A 19603-nucleotide genomic window follows, 5' to 3' on the forward strand; every position below is an offset into this window, starting at 1 on the left:
TTTGGGTATTTACATCCCTATCAGGTATTCATTCCCGTTCTAAAAGTCATTTATCACGCCACACTTGGTACAACACGCGTCCAGCCGATAAGCAACATAGAGGCGCACAGCACCCACACCACTGTTGCCAGCGACAGAGTCGACACTAAGCTGTAGCGATAGCTAAACACATACACAGCCCCTAAATAAGCCGCGTATGGCACCAGAGAAAACAGGCCAAACAGTGCGGTAGTACGCAGCTCTACCATGGTTTGCTCTGTGCCGACAATATAATGAGCAATCAAGGCAAAAGTGGGAAACAAAGGTACAAGCCCTGATATGTAAAAACTCTTACTTTTCGACAACAGTGCAATCAACAAAACCGCTGCAGCACCAAGCAAACATTTAAAGAACAGTGAGATCATTTCAATACGTTATCCAAACAAACCAACAAAAACTCTAGAGAGTAAACTCATACAACGCCCACAAAAAACGCCACACGTCACATATGCACGTGTGGCTTATAAAATAATCAAAATAATTTGCAGATTAGTGGCTCAAGATCACCTGATTGCGTCCTGAGTGTTTAGCTAGATAGAGCGCCTCGTCAGCGCGAGCAATCGTCTCTGTCACCCTCTCTTGCTTCATTTCAGCAACACCAATACTGCAGGTCAGTGGGTCACCATGAACCCAAAGGTGTTGGCTAACTAAGAGGAGAATTTTCTCAGCTTTTCTTTGTGCTTCGCCAAGATCAGTCTCAGGGCAAAAAACAATGAACTCTTCACCACCCCATCTCACCAATTTATCTGTCGGGCTGATTGCACTACCGACCACCATACTAAATTCTCTTAGAATATGGTCACCCATTTGATGGCCGTATTTGTCGTTCACACTCTTGAAGTAATCAATATCAAGATAGAGCATGCTTAATTTACCGTGCCCTTGTTTGACATGTTGTGACTGCATCTTCAGCCAATCACGAATCGCATGCCTGTTAAGGATTCCGGTCAATTCATCACGATGCGCCATTTCCGAGAACTCAAAGTTTTGCTCTCTTAATGCTCGGTTAACGTTCTTAAGATGATGATGTCTTTTTTCGGCAATCACCATACGTTTGCGCGAGCTGTGTAACTCTGAAATTAAGAATACGGTGCCAGTACCAACCCAAACAAACAGCAAGATTAAGAACAAGCTCTCGCCGGTGATGTAAGAGCCCTCAAATTCGATACTACGAATAACAATGCGATGATGCCCAAGTTTTGCGCCTGATGCCGTCGCGAACTCCACCATATTTACGTTGGAATACTCGGGAGCAGAGTGCTCTAGCGCGATGTCATTATCTGCAAGCCACCATGTCATCACTTGCAGGTTTTTAATCGGTATTTCAATCACGCCGCCATCGACACCTGGCGAAAACTCCATGCCATTGTACTTATGCGTGTACTCATTATCCGGAACCGAATAAGCAGGGTTGTAATTGCGTAGGTAGGTTCGTAAACGGCCGCTAGAGTCCGCTTCCGCGTGGTAATCGATGTTGACTCTAAAAGTGTGATACTGGGAAAGGTCGAGGCCAACCGTGATATCTGGGTCAATACGAATCGACAAGCCACAATAAGGCCAAGGGTACTCAGACTCTTTCAGTTCACAATCAAGAATGTACTGCCCATTAGCGAAGGATAATTGAGACGTACTCACGCCTCTATCGACCTGATCACTGGTTGCAATAAACTCATATTTGTCTGGTGTAATTGCCGTTATCACGCGATTTCCGCTAACACGGTAGTACTGCACTATGGCAAGCGTCGCGATAACTAAAAAGATGACTATCTTATGGATCCACTTCACATCTAAGCTTCCGGCATATATCCCTATCTTTGGGATTTCACGATATAAAATAAGTGACGTAAATTAGTGATCTTAATACCAAAAATTTACTAGAAAACGTTATATCACGCCTGAACAAAATGTCATACTATATTTTTATGCTTATATTTCATGCTAATTATTTACGCCGAGAATCAAGTATTATTGCGTATAAAAACAGGCGCTATTTGTTATACTCATCGCATAATCATCGCTAACCGTACTGCCTGCTCACAGCGCAAACGAGTCGGCGAAATAATAATCAAAATACAACGAGTAATGTCATGTCTTTATTAGCGAAAGGAACACTCAAGAAGATGAGTGCTTCCCTTGATGGCGCGGTAACCTACCGTTTGCCTGTAGGCGAAGAGTTTGTAGAACTAAACCCTCTGATTGGTAAAACCATCAACCTCACCCACACTGGCAATATTTTTTGCTGCTCTTGTGGCAAGAAAACCAAGAAGAGTTACTCTCAAGGCCACTGCTTTGTGTGTATGAAAAAGCTAGCAAGTTGCGACATGTGCATCATGAAGCCAGAGACTTGCCACTACGACGAAGGCACCTGTCGTGAGCCTGAATGGGGCGAAGCAAACTGCATGGTTGATCACTTCGTTTACCTATCGAACACATCAAGTCTAAAAGTAGGTATCACTCGTCACACTCAGATCCCTACTCGCTGGATTGACCAAGGCGCAACACAAGGCCTACCGATCCTTAAAGTAAAAACTCGCCAAATCTCTGGCCTGATCGAAGTTGAATTGGCAAAACACATTGCCGATAAAACCAACTGGCGCACGCTGCTGAAAGGCGATGGCGACGACATGGAACTGGTAGAGAAAGCAAAAGAGCTGCTTCCACTGGTTGAAGATAAGATCCAAGAGATCAAAGCAAAATTCGGTGACGATGCTATCGAAGTGTTGAGTGAGAACATCACTTCACTGAGCTACCCAGTAGAACAGCACCCAGTGAAGATTGTTTCTCATAACTTTGATAAGAACCCTGAGGTATCTGGTGTGCTGCAAGGCATTAAAGGCCAATACCTAATCCTAGATACGGGCGTGATTAACATCCGTAAATTTGGTTCTTACGAAGTTGAGGTATCTGCTTAACCAGCAGAGCACCATCACAAGTGAGAGACAAAAATGCCCTGAGGCTTCTACTTCAGGGCATTTTTATTTCAGATAGGACGATCTGCTTTAAAAGAGTAAAGAGAAAAGACTAGAGCGTGACCATATCTCCATCCACACAGTTTTTACCATTGGCTTTAGCTCGATAGAGTGATTGATCGGTGAGATTAACCAAGGCATCGATCGTCATGCGCTCTTCACACGCAAGGCTATCACTCATACCAATACTAACGCTCGAATTGAATCGAGTCTGTTCATCGATTTTAAACTCTGCTTGATTAAACTGTTGACGAATTTGTTCAGAGATTTCATGTGACATTTCTGACGTTGCATTTGGAAGGAAGACGATGAACTCTTCACCACCCCAGCGACCCGCAACACCGCCCACACTCTCAACACTGCGCTTAGTAATATTAGCCAACGCACAGATCACCTCGTCACCGACCATGTGACCGTATGTATCATTAATCGATTTAAAATCATCAATATCGAGCAGCATACACACAAGGTGATTGTCAGAGGTCATGTGTTCTCTAAACCACTCATAAATAGCTCGACGATTGAGTAAGTCCGTCATCTCATCGTAATTCGCTTGATGCACGAGCTGCTTTTCTAACATTACTTTCTGGGTGACATCTTCAAGCACAACCTGCATGGCTGGCTTACCTTCCCAAATAACTGCGTTGTCATAGATATTGAAAAATCGATGGACACCATCCAAGCCGATATTCTCAACCACATTACTGGTACCCGACGGCTCACCCGACATGACAGTCTGGTAACGTTGATAAATACTTTCTACGTTTTGTTTTGGCACCAAATCAAGAATAGAGTCGAGCTGCAATACCTGCTCTATCGACTTGCCACCTTGTAAGTTCACCCAAGATTGGTTAACCATCAAAGGTTTAAAATCTCGGTGTACCAATATTCCCTGCCCCGATTGCATGATCATATCGCGATACATTTGGTCTTGTTTGCGGACAATATTCTGCAGCTGAATAGCTGGGCTAAGGTCAATAACGGTCACTTGTAGCGCCGGTCTTCCCTGCCACTCTGTGACATGATCAATAGAAAAAACCGTAAACTCTCTGCCGTTGCGGTCCACATTGGTAAAGGTGTGAACTTGTGGGTCTCGTTGACCACTAACCGTTTCAAGATAGTTTTGATAGGCGAGAACATGGAACTCTTCGGGAATTAGATCCAGAAAGCTGTCAATATTGGCCAATAATTCTTCGGGAGATTGGTAACCATAAATACGAGCATAGTTAGCATCGACACTAACCACATTCATATCTTGAATGATTATCACACCGTAAGTGGATTCGAAATTTATAGAAAACATTGCCAACTCCGCAATCTAGCTACACTTCATAAAATGGAGCATAACAACACGCCCTGCCAACGCTTCCATATAATCTCTTACGCGCTTAGGGACATTAATACAAACCGTAGTATATCGTACTGCTGACCGCTTCTCTACAATTCAATCGCTAGCACGACTTAGTAAAAGTAGACAAGTCTCTCAATCTGATTACGCGCGCCAAAAAACAGAAATAGATAACCTATGGCTATGTAATGATTCAATTTTTTATTTTTCACATCAGTTGAAGCACACAAGCTGCTCACCACGAACTTCAATCGCACTTTTTACTCATCCCAGCCAGAGAAATAATCGACTAAGAAGTCTATCGCAAGCCGCGCTCGTTGAGGCAGAAAGCGTCGGTTCTGATACACAATCCAACTGCTTGTACCCGAGCCCCAATACTCTTCTAGCACTGGAACCAGTTTGCCATTACTTAAGGCACCATTAAAACTGCTTCTAGGAAGGTACACAACGCCGAGTCCCTCTTCACACGCTTTCAGTACCGCGCTTGAATTGTTACTTCTCCAACGACCATGCACTCTTACCGCATTCAATGGCTTTCCATTTTGCTCAAACAGCCATTGGTCACTATTAGCAATAATACAGCTGTGTTGTTTTAACTGTTCCGGATGAGCGGGCGCGCCATATTGATCGATATACGCTTTGCTCGCCGCCGCTGCCATTGGGCGATCAACCAACTTTCTTGCCACCAGCCCTGAGTCATCTAACCGACCGTAACGAATCGCGAAGTCGATACCGTCTTCAATAAAGTTCACCATCTTGGTGTTGAAGTTCATTTCAATGGTTAGATCTGGATGAGACTTTGCAAACTCCATCAACGCTGCCGCAACATGATTCTCGGCAAATGCGCCCGCAGCACTGACACGCAATGTGCCGCTTAGCTGAGTTTGTTGAGACGTCACTTGCTCATTGGCTTGTTGCAGCCCAATTACTAAGTCTTTGCACTGTTGGTAATAAGTGTGGCCAGATTCAGTCAGGCTCACCATGCGCGTTGAACGAGCAAGCAGAGCCACCCCAACACGCTCTTCTAACCTTGAAACTTGTCGACTCACATGGCTAGTACTGCAACCTAACTGCTTAGCGGCCGCAGAAAAACCGTGACATTCGGCAACCGCAACGAATTCGTTAATCCCTTCAAAGCTATCCATACTTAATCTACTCGCATTTTATCTTTGCTATATAGCAACAATGTTTTGCCTTTTAAGCATATTATCACCTAAATAATTTGGAACTAGTATTAGATATAACAAGACGGCGATAGCTAAGTAACAGTGCACAGGTTAACACCAAGCACGAGTGCTTAGAGAAAAGCGCCAACATCTAACTAGAAGAACAGCAGCTCAAAGGGACGAATCATGAAAAAAATACTAATTCCAGTGACTAACCACGCGACACTTGGCGAGACAGATCAAGCTAACGGTACTTACGCTCCAGAACTTACCCACGCTCTGAAAGAGATCTTGGCTGCTGGGTTCGAATACGACATCGCTTCTATCAATGGTGGCAAAGCACCGCTGTACGGAACTGATATTGAAGGAGATACGGTTAATACTGAAATCTTGGCGAATGATGACTTCCAAAACCGCATTAACAACACGATTCCAGTAAGCCAAATCAATGCAGACAGCTATGATGCGATCTTTTACCCAGGTGGTTTTGGTCTGCTTTCAGACTTAGCTTCTAATGAGCAATTCGCTAGCATCGCTGCCAAGCACTATGAAGACGGTGGCGTTGTCGCGGCAGTATGTCACGGCCCAGCAGCACTACTACCTATCGTGCTGAGCAATGGCGAAACACTTCTGAGCTCTAAATCAGTGACTGGTTTTACACGTGAAGAAGAGATCGACTTTGGTACCATCAACGACATTCCATTCCTACTGGAAGAGTCGCTGGCTCGTGGTGCAGCACGTTTCAACAAGGTTCAGCCTTGGCAAGAGCTTGTGATTGCTGATGAGCGAGTAATAACCGGTCAAAACCCGACAAGCGCTCACGCTGTGGGTGTCGCAATTGTTGAGCACCTTTCTTAATCGAGTAATAGCTTGATGGATCTATAACTTAATGGATCTATAGCTTGACTGACTCAACTACACGAGTCCCCTAAATAAGGCTAAAAAAAAGAGCATACTTCAGACTCAATATTCTTGGGAGAAGTATGCTCTTTTCTAATTCTGTAACCCGCTTTTAGTTATTTCTAACAATGCCCTCGAGCACGTTGAACAGTAGGTCAATTTCTTCAATCGAGTTGTAATGCATACAACCAATACGCACTACCCCCTGCTCTTCAATACCCAACTGCTTCACCAAACCTAATGCGTAGAAGTGTCCGTTCCACACACAGATATTATGTTCACCCAGCTTCTTAGCGATGAACTCTGGCGAGTGATTATCAAAGGTGATGGCGAATGTTGGCGTTCTTAGGTTCGAATCAAACTCCGCCTTACCATAGAGTTTTACCCCTTCCAGATCGCCCAAGCGTTTTAGGAAGTACTCGCTCAATTGGCTTTCATGCTTGTTATAAAGCGCGTAGCTTTGCTCTAAGCGAGAACGCAATGAGTCGGTTGGCTCACCAAACTGTGCCAAGTAATCCACCGCAGCAATCACACCCGCGAGGCCTTCAAAGCTCTGTGTTCCTGTTTCAAAACGGCCAGGCCCGATGTTAGTGGCAGGCTCAACCTTATATGGCTTTAACGTATGTAGCCATTGAGGCGCCACGTAAGCAATACCAACATGAGGGCCAAAAAACTTGTAAGCCGAACACGCTAAGAAATCACAGTTCAGTTGTTGAACATCGATCAAGTGATGAGGAGCGTAGTGAACCGCATCAACATAAACCTGAGCACCGTGTTGGTGTGCAAGCTCGATGACTTTTTCCACATCAACAATTGAACCCGTGGTATTTGAAGCAAACGTCACGGCAACCAGCTTGGTTTTTTCGCTCAGTAACGACTCAAAGTGTGCCATGTCTAGGCTGCAATCCGACTCGTCAACACGAACTTGACGAACAATCGCACCTCTATCGTCTGCTGCTTGTTGCCAGCTCGATACATTCGAGTAGTGGTCTAGCGCAGTAACAATCACTTCGTCGCCAGCTTGCCAATCACGGCTGATCGCTCGGCTAAGCTGAAATGTCAGCGAAGTCATGTTGGCACCAAACACAACATTGCCAGAAGATTCAGCATTCAGTAACGCTTGCACCGACTCTCGCGCTTGTTGCATCAAGCCTGTCGTCTTCTGGCTCGAAAAGTAGTGACCGCCCAAGTTGGAATTAAAGTGACCAAGGTATTCCGTCATGGATGCTAAAACATTCTCAGGAACCTGAGAACCACCCGGGCCATCAAAAAAGGTAACCGGCTTACCGTTATGGTATTGGCCTAGCGCGCTAAACTGCTGGCGCACATCATTAAGAGTGAAGGACATTGCGTGCATCCTTAGCCGTTAGAACAAACACATCCATGTAACCCATCTCGTCATGGTCTATGGTGCGAATTGGCTGCGCGTTGTGCCATAGCTTACTGTCTGCAAGCATTGCGACTTCGCCGTCTTCAAGCACTTTTCTAAAGAACGGTGCTTCATGAGAATCTTGGTACAGCATGATTTCGCCACCAACAATGTTGTGACGATTCACGCCAATTAACGCGATGTGGTCGAAGCCATCTTGGTGCACGCCTTCAGGCGCAACCTGTGTCTCTTCAAAAATGGCAGCGATACGAATCTGGTGGATTTCGATTTCTTGTCCGTCTTCAAGCCCATTGGTTTCAATAAACAGTTCACACATCTCTTGCATGCCTTCGCTGCTCAGGATTGGTGCTTCAATTGGCTCGAATTGACGAACAACATCACCTTGAAAGTGATTGATGTCTTCAGACTGAACGAAGTTATGTTTGTCTAGCTCAACGACTTGTCCATTACTGAATTCAACCACAGAGTACCTTCTCAATCGGTACTGCCCGTCTGCGTGCTCTGTGCTAGGTAGCTTAGAGAAAGAAGGTGACAGCTCCTTAACCGCGTGGTTACTGAGATGGGTAATATGTAGGGTGTTTTCGTGAGCGTGTAACATCATCGACTCCTTAATGATTGTTAATTTACTTTCGACATTTAACGTTTTGTTTACATAAAAGGATACTTGAAGATCTTGCCAAATCAACAATAAACAATCATTTATCCCGTCAGAATTAATAATTCAGATTGTAAAACCAAGTTTAAAATAAAAAGCAGTGCATAACACCAGAATAAAAGATAACCAACTCTTAAAACTAGCACACTTCACTAGCTAGTTATAAACACCTATAAAATCAAATTTAACGATATTATTAACTAGCGCGCTGTGTTTATTATTTTGTCAGCAATTACCCACTAATACGTCAGCCGCAGCATCTAGGCTCATCCCCCTACTTCGGCATACTTATTTGTATGTTTTTGCACATCGAAATACGACCAACCTATCAGTTGCCAAGCTATTGATTATTTACACAACAAACTGGAATTGGTTAATTTATGAGTACGCCAGAATCCACACGCCTTTGCTTGCGCGTCTGGAACAGGTCGAGTTCGGGGGGAACTCGGCCGCCCCAAATGGATCATTTCTTTTAAGAGAGCGAGTTGATTGTTCTTTTTGTCTAGAAAGTATCGCGGGGAAATTTGGAAGCAAGAGTATGAAGCGTTGAAAATCCACTACGGAAAGGAGTGTAGCTTCAAGAAAAGTGGCACATGTTTACAAGCGTGAGTTGCTCTTCCTTCACACATTTATGCCCCTTTCCTTGTTGAGTTGATGCGTTCCAGCCATAAGAATAAGTAATATCTTTTTCAGAATTGATATGTCTAAAATTCTGATTGCTTTCTAATTGTCCAGAGAAAACTCACCCACTCCGCTATTAAAAACATAGCATGACTGTGTGTTTTAGATTATAGTCCGCTATGAATTTAATAGCGGAAAAATCAAAATGGAAAAAATCCCTTATCCTGGCAAACCAGTTCGTGGTTCGGTAACAGGCAATCCAATCATGGCATTATTTGATCTGCTTGGAAGACGCTGGGCTATGGGGGTTCTATGGCAGCTGTGTTCAGGTGGAGCTTGTACATTTCGTGAGTTACAGAACCGTTGTGAGTCTATTTCTCCTGCTGTTTTAAATTCAAGAATTAAAGAATTAAGACAGGCAAAGCTAATTGAAAAAGGCGAATTAGGCTATCAACCAACCGAATTAGGTCAGGAGATAATTTCATCAATTTATCCCTTAAAAAGTCTCGCGGAGCAGTGGGTTGAATCACTTAATGATATAGAGAAATAAAGCTTATCCATACGATTCTTGAGGCGAACACAGTCATCACTGTGATCAGAGTTAACAAACGAAAAAAGGAAAAATTATGTTTATCGTGTCAATAACGTACATTAGTGAAATGTCTCAGATAGATAAGTACCTTGACGCTCATATTGAGTACTTAGATAGGAACTATGAGAGAGGCGTTTTTATTGCTTCTGGAAGAAAAGTTCCACGAAGTGGAGGAATCATTCTCGCAAAAGCTAGAAACCGTAGTGAACTAGAAGAAACTCTAAACGATGACCCATTTAAAATTCATAATCTTGCCGATTATGAATTAACGGAATTTGTGCCTACAAAAGCTGCAACTGAGTTTTCTTCTTTAATTCAATAATGCTATCGATTATCTGATACGAAAAAATGATAGTTGTGGTACTGCGACGTTGCCATAACTCAGTGGCAAATGCACCCTAAAAACGAGTCTAAGAGGGCGGCTTTTTCCATACCTGTAGTTATTAATGATTTGCTAAATTAGGAAAGTTGCTATCAAGGTTTTGTCCAAAAGCTTCTCAGGTTGATTTTTACCCGTGGCACTTCCTAGCTCGAAAGTGCCCCTTTTCGTGATAGATAAAGTAAACTCCATCCGTCTTACCTCTGGAGTTTCAATAGACTTGATTTTCTAATGCGGGCAAACTATCAGAGATAATCATCTAAGTGTGTAACTTAAACTAAGTTAGTGCCCTAGCATTGGTTTGTAATAATTGGATTGCCAGTTCGCGGTTTTGTTTTGAGGGGTCATTAGCAGTCATAAGTAATACTGCTTGGAGTATTGGATCAACCTTCGCTCGACCTCCTTCCTCGTGGTAGCGCAATAATCCACAGACTTCGATGGTTTTCCATCCTTTTCCGTGTTTATCCCCCTTATGTCGGTAAGTGATACCTGGTACAAGAGCCGTTATGTGATTTTCATACCTATCATAGTGTGCATGGATAATAGTGTAACTTGATGATCGTGTTGGAAAATTAATGTAACGATCTGACTTGGTTATTAACGATTGTCCTTTAAATCCATTACATTCTTTACATGAGACACAGAGGTTCTCTGGGTGAAACATCCATTTATCAAAATCATTTTTGTGCATTATATGTTCTAAATCCCAGTCGCCCCCATGCTTGGAAGGCTTGTGAACCTTACAATAAGCACAGCAAAACTCCTGTTGTTCAATATAATGCTTTTTCATTCTGTCTTTGAGTTGTTTTACGTCAGGATCCATCCACTTTTTATCTGGGGATACACTTTTGTTGAGTACTAATGCGACTATTGCCTTGTCATCTTCGCTAAGGACAAAAGGTGTCATAGGTAGCCCCCTGCTAATAAAGTCGAACGCATGATCCCCAGTAATACCCTGACTTTGTCGTGTTCATCCAATTTAGATTCAAAGCTCAATAGCCAGTTAGCGGTTGCTAATGTTTCCTCGGGAGGACTAGCTTCCTTACAGACAACATCCAAGACCTCAATAATTTGAGTAATCAAATATTCATTATTTTTACCTGGATTGTGGAACAATGTGGCCAGTTGATAATCTGCTGAGCGTTCTTTATGAGGATAAGCATTAATTAACTTTTGATTGACCATATCGTACACGCAACAATTTGAAGCGGAGATGTCTGACACAATCAAAGGTGAATGCGTGGCAATGAGGAAATGACATCCTTTATAACTAGAAAATGAGTCATTGAGGATGTCTACAAACTTCTCTTGCCACTGAGGATGAAGACTAATTTCGGGTTCATCGATACAAATTAAAGCATTGTCTTCAATGGAAGATATGATTCCCATAAAAAGAAGGAATAGACATTGTTCACCAGAACTCCGTCTCGATAAACAAGTGACTACTGAATTTTCTAAATTAAGTTCACCTTCTTGTTCTTGAGCTTCTCTCTCATTGACTGTTTGAATACTTTTTAAAGAAACGAGCCCTGACCGTAAAAGTTTTGCTATGGCGCGTTTAGAAAACTTATAATTTTCCCCAGGAGTTACATGTGTCAAAGCAAAAGAATTTCTGAGAATCCTTAAAACAAATGATGGATATTCAGACATAATCCGGCAAGTCTGTAGCATTTCTATTAACTCAGCAGTTTCATATTCTTTTAGAGCTTGCTGTAATATTAGCTGGGATTCTGGTTTCAACTTAAAGTCAATATGTGACCCATTTTTACCTATTTTTTCTAGTTCTTCACTGGATAAAGTTAGATTAAACTGTAAAGCTAAGTTATTACTAAAGTTGAACATTGCTAAAAATCTGGTGAGCGCCTCTTGCTTCCTTGTCTCTATGTGTTCATTAGTTTCTAGCAATTGTTGTATAGCTTTTGAAGCAATACGAACAGAGGGAGATAATGTAGGCAGGTAAGGTTTAGACCCAACATATGAGTAAAAACCACTGGGTATAATATCTAGTTTGTTTTGCCAGCTATCTTGAAATTTCTCAAATTGACTTGTGGATGCAGCGATGAGTTTTCTTGGAATCGGGTGATTGAATTCTTGTCCTATCAAAGGCCACTGGGATAAGTTTTCCTTTACGTAATGAAGGGCTGAATATACATGATGATTTTTACTTGCGAGTGCTTCTGCATAAATTAATTGATAGTAATTGCAGATGTCTTTAAGCAGCTCTGTTTTTCCGCATCCGTTGTTTCCAATAATGACGGTTACAGCATTACTGTCATCACACTTTTCCTCCCAGAGGGTATGTCCACTAATTTTATTTACTCGAAAACCCACGTTCCACTCTCAACACTATGTTTTTAATAGTATATTGTACATATAGGGGTATCAATTATCTATACACAGATAGTGTGTTGTCCCTACAAGTGTAAGACGAACCGTTGTTAATTTACGTGCATAGCCAGCTATTGATCTGTTCCAGGTAGACATGACACAGAGCTTAGCGACTTTTCCATACTTTTAGTTATTACTTTTAGTTATTACTTTTAGTAAAGGCACTGACAAACTTTTGTCCAAAATCGCCATAGGTTGAATTTTTATCCGTGGCATTTTCTATCCCACAACTTTATAAAACTCTTTCCGTATTGTTGTATATCTACTTATTGAGTATGCAGAGTTTTGATATCATGATTCTAATTTGGACTTTCTGTTGAGGTTAAAAGTTGGCTAAAAAATCTGAGAAAAACGGAGTTCGCTCTATGATGGTCGTAGGTACAGACGTTACTAAATATGGCTACTATGACATTCGTGCCCTTAAACCTTTTTGTATTGATTCTAGAGAACACCCAAATCCAACTTACCAGATGAACGTTGCATTCCAAGAGGTTGATAGCGTTAAGTTGAACAAAAATAAATCTATTAGTTACTTTGTTCCAAACAATATTTCGCTACTACTTTCGAACAGTAAAAAAGCACTTCAACGTGCAGAAAAAATGCATAAAGACACGATATCTAAAAGCTATGATGAGGGTGAGCTTAGATCTGAAAAGTTATGGGAAAACTGTACTCTTATATCGGATTACATAGAGCTAGTTCAAACCGCTATAGTATTTGGTTATACCGCACTTGAAGCATTCGCAAACATCAGTATTCCTTCTGAATTTGTACATTATAAAGACAAACCAAAACAAGGAATTCAAGAATCTTATAATAAGGAAGGTATAGAACGTTGGCTCAGTTTGAGCGATAAATTTAAATCTCTATTACCTGAAATCTATAGCTGTAAACAGCTTCCGCAAAGGCTTTTCACCAAATTTAAGAATCTAGAGAAACTTAGAAACTCGATAATTCATCAAAAATCTATAGAAAGTACCGATTTTATGTACGATTACTTTAAAGCTGATGTTCTTGAATGTATAAAAGCTCCTGAAGAGATCATTACGTACTTTCAAAATAACAATACAATATCAACGACTGCTCAGTATAAAGCTCTTTTAGTGTGGCCTTGGATCGAGGGTGATGCAGCATACCCAGTTACTAAAGACCCTACACCTATATTGAATTGGATTGTCGATATGAAAAGCCCACATATGCGAAAAAGGTTAGAAAGTAAGTCTGTAGTGGCTGAGTGAATTTGGCCACTTGATTGAAGGTTTGCAATACCTGAAATTATCCGTGAGATGCTAATTTAGGAAAGCCACTGACAAGGAATTGTCCAATAGTGAGTTTTAATTCAAGGGCTCTTAAGGCCTGCTAACAGGGAAATAAATAGTCCTCTTTCGCCCTTTAAGCTTTCGAAATATAGTTGGTCTAACTCTTCCACCTGCGCTATTGCGTTTATTGTTAGAGCTTCCCCAGTTTTCGTGAGTCTCAGAGAATAGCTTCGTGAGTCTCTAACACCTTTATCTTTAGTGATAAGATCATTCGCAACCAGCGCCTTCATCGACTTTGATAATGTCATCTTATCCAAGCCTGTAATATTGACTACTTCTGTTTGCGTGGTTTCGCTTTTGTTCTTGTTACACCATAGTATCGAAGCGAGTATAACGAACTGAGTATGGTTGATGTTTAGCGGCTTAAGGAGTTTCATTACCTCTGAATGCCATTTATTGTAAGCGACCCAGAGCTGTAGCCCTACGCTGTCCGATGGGAGCTCATGCTTAAACATTGTTCTCTGCCCTTTTTTTTAATCCTTCAAGGGTAGACGGTAGTCCATCATAAATTTTCTTACCCACGACTTTCCCAAACAAAAAACTGGTTAACCCCGAAAACTTAATTCTATGAGTTACCTCCGTTATTTCTCCTTTAGCCTGTAACTGGTGCTCAAATGATAGAAGGCAGAATGGCAGTTTGCTCATGACAGTAAAGCTCTTATTTGGTGTAGCATCCGTAATGACTATCTTTGATTTAGGTCCATTGGTCGGCTTTATAACACCTTTCACACCAACCTCGAATGCCCCCAGTAGACGAGAGTAGACCACTTCTTTATCCCATTGATTCCAGTTTTCTACATCGACATATAGCGAATATATGTCTTGAGGTGATGCTTCAATACAAATACGTTCTTCAAAAATCACTTTTCTCATCCTAGTTGATTGCAATTTAGTAAACTAGTTTACAATAATTCATAATGGGTACATTTGCAACATCGCTTTAGCCACGAAAACGTTTGTCTCGATTAAGTTCTAAACTATAACGATTAATTACACTTCAGCCCTTGTTTAACCTTTTATTGCCTCCATATTTTCCATACAATCCTAAGCGATTATAAATTAAAACAAATTCAATTTCGGAGTCCTCATGAGCGACGTAAAGCACTGTAATTTATTGATTCTTGGTTCTGGCCCTGCTGGCTATACAGCTGCAGTTTACGCTGCTCGTGCAAACCTAAACCCAGTTCTGGTTACTGGTATGCAGCAAGGTGGTCAGCTTACAACCACAACAGAAGTGGAAAACTGGCCGGGTGATGCTGAAGGTTTAACAGGCCCAGCACTGATGGATCGCATGAAAGAGCACGCAGAGCGCTTTGAAACAGAGATCCTGTTCGACCACATTAACGAAGTCGACCTATCAAACCGCCCTTTCCGTCTTAAAGGCGATTCTGGTGAGTACACGTGTGATGCATTGATCATCTCAACAGGTGCATCAGCTAAGTACCTAGGTTTAGAGTCTGAAGAAGCATTCAAAGGCCGCGGCGTTTCTGCTTGTGCAACGTGTGATGGTTTCTTCTACCGCAACCAGAAAGTAGCGGTTGTTGGTGGTGGTAACACTGCGGTTGAAGAAGCACTTTACCTATCTAACATCGCGTCTGAAGTTCACCTGATTCACCGTCGTGACACGTTCCGCGCTGAAAAGATTCTGGTTAAGCGTTTAATGGACAAAGTAGAGAACGGCAACATTGTGCTTCACACTGACCGCACGCTAGACGAAGTGCTTGGCGACGATATGGGCGTAACAGGCGTTCGCATTAAAGATACTCAGTCTGACAAGACAGAAGATATCGACGTAATGGGCGCGTTCATCGCTATCGGTCACCAGCCGAACACTGAAATCTTCAAAGGCCAAGTAGATATGAAAGATGACTACATCATCGTTCAGTCTGGTCTTGAAGGTAACGCGACACAAACCAGCATCCCAGGCGTGTTCGCTGCAGGCGATGTTATGGACCACAACTACCGCCAAGCGATCACTTCTGCTGGTACAGGTTGTATGGCTGCTCTGGATGCTGAACGCTTCCTAGATGGCCTTAACGATAAGTAAATCTGAGATTGCAGATTTGATTATCGACGCTCTCGCCTTAGTAGATGCAGGGCGTCATCACATTTTGTTGTAAATCCCTAAAGCCCAGTGGTATATCCACTGGGCTTTCTTTTGTATACTAGCCGCCCTCAACGAATAATAATTATCATTAAGCCTTCATAATGGATAAGAAAAAACAACGCAGCTTGAATAAGTGGCTTAAGCAACAAAGTAAGTTAGCAAAACGCTGGCTTATGATTGCGATTAGCCTTGGCGTACTTTCAAGTGTGTTTTTAATTGCTCAAGCAGCGCTTCTCGCCTCTATTCTTCACCAGCTGATCATCGAGAATGTCGATAAATCTGAACTGGTTGGTCATTTTGCTGGCTTGGCATTATCGGTCGTTGGCCGTGCGGGCTGTACATGGGGTCGTGAAATCGCAGGTTATCGCTGTGGTGAACAGATCCGTGTCTACATTAGACAGCTCATTTTAGACAAGCTACGCGAACTGGGCCCTGCTTACATCAAAGGTAAGCCTGCCGGTACGTGGGCAACGCTGTTGCTAGAGCAAGTTGAAGACATGCAAGACTTCTTCTCACGTTACTTGCCCCAGATGTCTTTGTCGGTACTGATTCCATTCATTATTTTGGTTGTAGTATTCCCAGTAAACTGGGCTGCCGGCCTTATCTTCTTGCTGACTGCGCCACTGGTACCGATGTTCATGGCATTAGTGGGCATGAAAGCCGCAGACGCAAACCGTAAGAACTTCAAAGCGCTTCAGCGTCTTTCAGGTCACTTTTACGACCGTTTGCAGTCAATGACAACCATTCGTCTTTTCGACCGTACTAGCTCTGAAACAGAAGTATTGAAAGGTGCATCTGAAGTGTTCAGAACGCGCACTATGGATGTATTGAAAATCGCTTTCTTGTCGTCTGCAGTGCTTGAGTTCTTCACGTCTATCTCGATTGCGATGACGGCGGTTTACTTTGGTTTCACTTACATCGGTGAGCTTAACTTCGGTCACTACGGTGTTGGCATTACGCTATTCGCTGGTCTGTTTATCCTTATCTTGGCGCCAGAGTTTTACCAACCTCTGCGTGACTTGGGTACTTTCTACCACGCGAAGCAACAAGCGGTGGGCGCAGCCGAGAGTATTGTTGAGTTCCTAGAAACCGACATCACTAAGGTTAAATCAGGTGACACTCAACTGGACCCAGCTCAAGGCATCAATATTGAAGCTCAAGACCTTAAAGTATTGAGCCCTGAAGGTGTTCAACTGGTTGGCCCTATCTCGTTCGCACTGAATACTCGCCAATCAACGGCATTAGTTGGTCCAAGTGGTGCGGGTAAGACAAGTTTGATTAATGCCATTCTTGGTTTCATGCCTTATGAAGGAAGCTTGAAAATCAATGGTATTGAATTGCGTGATTTAGACTTGGCATCTTGGCGTAAGACGATCAGCTGGGTTGGTCAAAACCCACTGTTGCTTCACGGCAGCATTCGTGACAACGTCACTCTAGGTAAGCAAGATATTACAGACCAAACGGTTCAAAACGCACTAGACCAATCTTTCGCTAGTGAGTTCGTTAATGAGCACGGCTTGGACTACATGATTTCTGATCGTTCTGGCGGCCTGTCTGTTGGTCAATCTCAACGTTTGGCATTGGCTCGTGCAATGATCCAAGACGGTCAATTCTGGTTGCTTGATGAACCTACTGCCAGCCTAGATACTCGTAGTGAGCAGCTAGTAATGAAAGGCATCAACAGCAACATCGAAAGTCGCACTGCCCTGCTTGTGACGCACCAACTGGCTCCTCTTCAATCGGTCGATAACATTATGGTTATGCGCGATGGTGGTCTTGTGGAACAAGGTCATTACTCTCAGCTTTCAACTGCGGGTGGTTTATTTGAAGAGATGCTAAACGCGAACTTAGCTCAACAAGACAATAAGGGTAATTTAGATGCGTGATTTACTGCCTTACCTGAAACTCTATAAAAAGCATTGGTTTGGCCTATCGCTAGGCATGCTATTGGCTTTTGCTACTCTGTCGGCTTCTATTGGCTTGCTAACGCTATCGGGTTGGTTCATTTCAGCTTCTGCGGTTGCAGGCCTGACGATTGCACGTGAAACCTTTAACTACATGCTGCCAGGCGGTGGTGTTCGTGGTTTGGCAATGAGCCGTACCGCGGGTCGTTGGGGTGAACGTGTTGTGAGCCACAATGCGACATTCAAACTTCTGACTGATCTGCGTATCTTCTTTTTTAAAAAGCTGGCTCCGCTGATCCCAGGTCGAATCTCAAACCTACGTGACGCTGACCTACTCAACCGCTTGGTTGCTGATGTCGACGCAATGGACCATGTTTACTTACGCTTAGTAAGCCCGGTGACGGTTGGTGTGTTTGGTATCTTCTTCCTGACTCTGTTCTTGATGTGGTTTGATACTTCACTAGGTCTGATCTTAGGTTCTATCCTGCTTATCATGCTGTTGATTTGGCCTGTCTTGTTCTACAAGCTGGGTAAACGTAACGGTGGCGAGCTTACGCAAAACAAAGCGGATCTTCGTGTTACCACTCTGGATTGGATTGAAGGCTATAGCGAACTAACTCTATTTGGTGCAGAAGAACGCTACCGCAATGCGATTCTAGAAACCCAACAGAAGCTGATGGCGAACCAGTTTGTGAACGCTAACCTAACCGGCATGGCTTCAGCAGCGCTCATGCTGTTCAACGGTTTGACACTGGTTCTTATGCTTTGGCTAGCGGCTGACGGCGTAGGTGGTAATGCTCCAGATCCGTTCATCGCGCTTATGGCGTTCGCAACCATGGCAAGTTTTGAACTATTGATGCCAATCGCAGGCGCGTTCCAGCATTTAGGTCAAACTCTGTCTTCTGCACGTCGCTTGAATGAAGTCATTCTTTCAGAACCTGAAGTTCAGTTCGCTGAAGAGAAACTCGACATCAACAAGCCGCTTGATATTACGTTCTCAAACGTGACGTTCAACTACCCTGACTCTGAGCGCAGTGTTCTGTACGCTGTCGACCTAACGATCCCGGCAACGAACAAAGTAGCGATTGTGGGCCAAACGGGTTCGGGTAAGTCGACACTGATTCAGCTCCTAACTCGCTACTGGGATCCTAAGAAAGGTTATATCTCTATCGCGGGTATTGAACTGACACAATGGAACGAGTCACAACTGCGTGAATCGATCAGTGTGGTAAGCCAGCGTGTCGACATCTTGAATGGCAGCCTACGCGACAACTTGTTGATTGCGAAACCAGATGCCAACGATGAGCACCTAGCCAACATCCTTAAAGACGTTGGCCTAGAAAAGCTGCTGGAGAACGATGGTCTTGATAGCTGGTTAGGTGACGGTGGTCGTCAACTATCTGGTGGTGAGAAGCGCCGTGTTGGTATTGCACGTGCCATTCTTCATGATGCCCCTATCCTGCTTCTCGATGAGCCTACAGAAGGCCTAGATAAGCAAACTGAGCAGAGTATCATGGCACTGTTTGAGAAGCATTTTGAGGGTAAGACTGTTATCTTCATTACGCACCGTTTGATTGGTCTGGAAGCAATGGATTCTATCGTTCTGATTGAACAAGGCGAGATTGTAGAGCATGGCTCTCATGAGACACTGTTGAACGAACAAGGACGCTATTTCCAACTTCGTCAGGCAATCTAATCGCGTCATCGATGACAAAAACATCCAAAGCCCGAGAGATACCTATCACTGAAGTGACCCCGTAAAGTTGGACATTTCTGTTAAGCGGCTTTCAAGGCCTGAGTTCGATATTCTATCGGAGTCAGGCCTT

General features: G+C 43.1%; 17 protein-coding genes. 8 read left to right on the top strand and 9 right to left on the bottom strand.

Features of this window, described 5'->3' with window-relative positions; all coding sequences use genetic code 11:
• Nucleotides 1–53: 53 nt before the first annotated feature.
• On the bottom strand, nt 54–404 hold the full coding sequence (locus tag F0228_RS18100; protein ID WP_105057310.1) for a GlpM family protein: 351 nt from the start codon (nt 402–404) through the stop codon (nt 54–56).
• Nucleotides 405–528: 124 nt separating this feature from the next.
• Nucleotides 529–1824 carry a GGDEF domain-containing protein gene (locus F0228_RS18105; RefSeq protein WP_171762583.1) on the bottom strand — a complete coding sequence of 432 codons (1296 nt, stop codon included), beginning with the start codon at nt 1822–1824 and terminating at the stop codon, nt 529–531.
• Nucleotides 1825–2126: 302 nt separating this feature from the next.
• On the opposite strand from F0228_RS18105, the gene F0228_RS18110 reads away from it, so the two are divergent.
• Nucleotides 2127–2951 carry a DUF2797 domain-containing protein gene (locus tag F0228_RS18110; RefSeq protein WP_004738492.1) on the top strand — a complete coding sequence of 275 codons (825 nt, stop codon included), beginning with the start codon at nt 2127–2129 and terminating at the stop codon, nt 2949–2951.
• Between the two features lie 109 nt (nt 2952–3060).
• Here the strand turns inward: F0228_RS18110 and F0228_RS18115 are convergent, their stop codons facing one another.
• A complete protein-coding gene (locus F0228_RS18115; RefSeq protein ID WP_171762584.1) occupies nt 3061–4311 on the bottom strand; it encodes a sensor domain-containing diguanylate cyclase in 1251 nt (416 codons plus the stop codon).
• A gap of 305 nt (nt 4312–4616) precedes the next feature.
• Nucleotides 4617–5501 carry a LysR family transcriptional regulator gene (locus F0228_RS18120; protein ID WP_061032756.1) on the bottom strand — a complete coding sequence of 295 codons (885 nt, stop codon included), beginning with the start codon at nt 5499–5501 and terminating at the stop codon, nt 4617–4619.
• Nucleotides 5502–5708: 207 nt separating this feature from the next.
• Between F0228_RS18120 and F0228_RS18125 the strand changes: the two genes are divergently transcribed.
• Nucleotides 5709–6380 (top strand): type 1 glutamine amidotransferase domain-containing protein, encoded by a 672-nt coding sequence (locus F0228_RS18125; RefSeq protein WP_061032757.1) that lies wholly within the window; start codon nt 5709–5711, stop codon nt 6378–6380.
• A gap of 154 nt (nt 6381–6534) precedes the next feature.
• On the opposite strand, the gene F0228_RS18130 is transcribed toward F0228_RS18125, so the two are convergent.
• On the bottom strand, nt 6535–7770 hold the full coding sequence (locus F0228_RS18130) for a cysteine desulfurase-like protein (protein WP_171762585.1): 1236 nt from the start codon (nt 7768–7770) through the stop codon (nt 6535–6537).
• The gene (locus tag F0228_RS18135; RefSeq protein WP_102320493.1) at nt 7754–8410 is read right to left on the bottom strand and encodes a 2OG-Fe dioxygenase family protein; all 657 of its coding nucleotides are present in this window, start codon (nt 8408–8410) and stop codon (nt 7754–7756) included. Before F0228_RS18135 ends, F0228_RS18130 begins: the two co-directional genes overlap by 17 nt.
• Nucleotides 8411–9293: 883 nt before the next feature.
• On the opposite strand from F0228_RS18135, the gene F0228_RS18140 reads away from it, so the two are divergent.
• Both F0228_RS18140 and F0228_RS18145 read left to right on the top strand, forming a co-directional pair.
• On the top strand, nt 9294–9638 hold the full coding sequence (locus tag F0228_RS18140) for a helix-turn-helix domain-containing protein (protein WP_171762586.1): 345 nt from the start codon (nt 9294–9296) through the stop codon (nt 9636–9638).
• Between the two features lie 76 nt (nt 9639–9714).
• The gene (locus tag F0228_RS18145) at nt 9715–10002 is read left to right on the top strand and encodes a YciI family protein (protein WP_116871903.1); all 288 of its coding nucleotides are present in this window, start codon (nt 9715–9717) and stop codon (nt 10000–10002) included.
• A 334-nt stretch (nt 10003–10336) separates the two neighbouring features.
• Here the strand turns inward: F0228_RS18145 and F0228_RS18150 are convergent, their stop codons facing one another.
• Complete coding sequence (locus F0228_RS18150; protein WP_102492434.1) at nt 10337–10966, bottom strand: hypothetical protein; 630 nt, start codon at nt 10964–10966, stop codon at nt 10337–10339.
• Nucleotides 10963–12390 (bottom strand): AAA family ATPase, encoded by a 1428-nt coding sequence (locus tag F0228_RS18155; RefSeq protein WP_116871902.1) that lies wholly within the window; start codon nt 12388–12390, stop codon nt 10963–10965. The genes F0228_RS18150 and F0228_RS18155 overlap by 4 nt, the downstream gene beginning before the upstream one ends.
• A gap of 386 nt (nt 12391–12776) precedes the next feature.
• Here F0228_RS18155 and F0228_RS18160 point away from each other — a divergent pair, with 386 nt between their 5' ends.
• Nucleotides 12777–13685, top strand: coding sequence for a hypothetical protein (locus tag F0228_RS18160; protein ID WP_133152881.1), 909 nt, complete (start codon nt 12777–12779; stop codon nt 13683–13685).
• Nucleotides 13686–14213: 528 nt separating this feature from the next.
• Here F0228_RS18160 and F0228_RS18170 read toward each other — a convergent pair.
• Complete coding sequence (locus F0228_RS18170; protein WP_216619367.1) at nt 14214–14639, bottom strand: SRPBCC family protein; 426 nt, start codon at nt 14637–14639, stop codon at nt 14214–14216.
• A 214-nt stretch (nt 14640–14853) separates the two neighbouring features.
• Between F0228_RS18170 and trxB the strand changes: the two genes are divergently transcribed.
• The 3 genes from trxB to cydC all read left to right on the top strand — a co-directional run bounded on the left by trxB (nt 14854) and on the right by cydC (nt 19473).
• Nucleotides 14854–15813, top strand: a complete 960-nt coding sequence (gene trxB, locus F0228_RS18175; protein WP_008223323.1) for a thioredoxin-disulfide reductase — start codon at nt 14854–14856, stop codon at nt 15811–15813.
• 161 nt (nt 15814–15974) lie between these two features.
• Nucleotides 15975–17759 (top strand): cysteine/glutathione ABC transporter permease/ATP-binding protein CydD, encoded by a 1785-nt coding sequence (gene cydD / locus F0228_RS18180; protein ID WP_061032762.1) that lies wholly within the window; start codon nt 15975–15977, stop codon nt 17757–17759.
• Nucleotides 17752–19473, top strand: a complete 1722-nt coding sequence (gene cydC / locus F0228_RS18185; protein WP_171762587.1) for a cysteine/glutathione ABC transporter ATP-binding protein/permease CydC — start codon at nt 17752–17754, stop codon at nt 19471–19473. The genes cydD and cydC overlap by 8 nt, the downstream gene beginning before the upstream one ends.
• The last annotated feature ends 130 nt before the right edge of the window (nt 19474–19603 follow it).

Origin of the sequence: Vibrio sp. 99K-1, from assembly GCF_013114585.1 — a bacterium.
GTDB lineage: Bacteria > Pseudomonadota > Gammaproteobacteria > Enterobacterales > Vibrionaceae > Vibrio > Vibrio chagasii_B.

Bases quoted from the DNA above. Each gene is read 5' to 3' on its own strand.
- F0228_RS18125 (WP_061032757.1), top strand. From the start codon at position 5,709: ATGAAAAAAATACTAATTCCAGTGACTAACCACGCGACACTTGGCGAG.
- cydC (WP_171762587.1), top strand. From the start codon at position 17,752: ATGCGTGATTTACTGCCTTACCTGAAACTCTATAAAAAGCATTGGTTT.
- F0228_RS18150 (WP_102492434.1), bottom strand. From the start codon at position 10,966: ATGACACCTTTTGTCCTTAGCGAAGATGACAAGGCAATAGTCGCATTA.
- F0228_RS18135 (WP_102320493.1), bottom strand. From the start codon at position 8,410: ATGTTACACGCTCACGAAAACACCCTACATATTACCCATCTCAGTAAC.
- F0228_RS18130 (WP_171762585.1), bottom strand. From the start codon at position 7,770: ATGTCCTTCACTCTTAATGATGTGCGCCAGCAGTTTAGCGCGCTAGGC.
- F0228_RS18100 (WP_105057310.1), bottom strand. From the start codon at position 404: ATGATCTCACTGTTCTTTAAATGTTTGCTTGGTGCTGCAGCGGTTTTG.
- cydD (WP_061032762.1), top strand. From the start codon at position 15,975: ATGGATAAGAAAAAACAACGCAGCTTGAATAAGTGGCTTAAGCAACAA.
- F0228_RS18170 (WP_216619367.1), bottom strand. From the start codon at position 14,639: ATGAGAAAAGTGATTTTTGAAGAACGTATTTGTATTGAAGCATCACCT.
- F0228_RS18115 (WP_171762584.1), bottom strand. From the start codon at position 4,311: ATGTTTTCTATAAATTTCGAATCCACTTACGGTGTGATAATCATTCAA.
- F0228_RS18110 (WP_004738492.1), top strand. From the start codon at position 2,127: ATGTCTTTATTAGCGAAAGGAACACTCAAGAAGATGAGTGCTTCCCTT.
- trxB (WP_008223323.1), top strand. From the start codon at position 14,854: ATGAGCGACGTAAAGCACTGTAATTTATTGATTCTTGGTTCTGGCCCT.
- F0228_RS18120 (WP_061032756.1), bottom strand. From the start codon at position 5,501: ATGGATAGCTTTGAAGGGATTAACGAATTCGTTGCGGTTGCCGAATGT.
- F0228_RS18140 (WP_171762586.1), top strand. From the start codon at position 9,294: ATGGAAAAAATCCCTTATCCTGGCAAACCAGTTCGTGGTTCGGTAACA.
- F0228_RS18145 (WP_116871903.1), top strand. From the start codon at position 9,715: ATGTTTATCGTGTCAATAACGTACATTAGTGAAATGTCTCAGATAGAT.